This window comes from Vibrio sp. 704 (assembly GCF_033339295.1).
Window position 1 is genome coordinate 1 of sequence record NZ_JAWOUH010000785.1, and the last position, 572, is coordinate 572.

Here is a 572-nt window from a genome sequence, read left to right on the forward strand (position 1 = left end):
CAAGCCCGATCATACCCAGTGCCAACGCGGCTTGAGACGGCGGGACACTATAAAACTGCACAAGTCTTTTCCAGTTCAAATCTACTCCGAATTGATTTTGCCCGAATGAAACGAAAAGTGATGTTTAAAACCAAATTATCTTTGGCTGCTTTGCGTGTGAAAATCGCGAACGGTGTGGAATCAGATCGTTGATTCTCTTCATCTTAGCCTGCTGCTGCCTTGCATTGCGAAACGCGAATTTTCAACGCATGTTTTACGCAATTGTTGACTCATTTTGGCCTGTAATGGGCGGATTTGAGTGGAACAATTGCTCTATTTTATGGCGCGAATATTAACAAGTTTAACAGGCGATGACGCCTAAACATGATGGGTAAATATCAGAGAATGAGAATTTTGTGAGTTTGGTATCGAATATTTGCGAACCGTTGCAAAATTATAGAAATGCAGGCTCCAAACATTCGTGATACTTACAAGTAGGTTTGGAGCCGGAGTGCTTTAAGTTGCCTAGGAGGCCTGATTTTCAGGGAGATCTTGTTGACGTAGCTTGTCATTTTAAAGCGTACGATGCAGCA

1 protein-coding gene is annotated in these 572 nt (G+C 42.7%); it reads left to right on the forward strand.

The window, feature by feature from the left end; translation table 11 throughout:
* Window positions 1-192: hypothetical protein (locus R7R24_RS29105; RefSeq protein ID WP_318120512.1), on the forward strand; the 192-nt coding region annotated here is incomplete at its 5' end.
* Window positions 193-572: the final 380 nt, after the last annotated feature.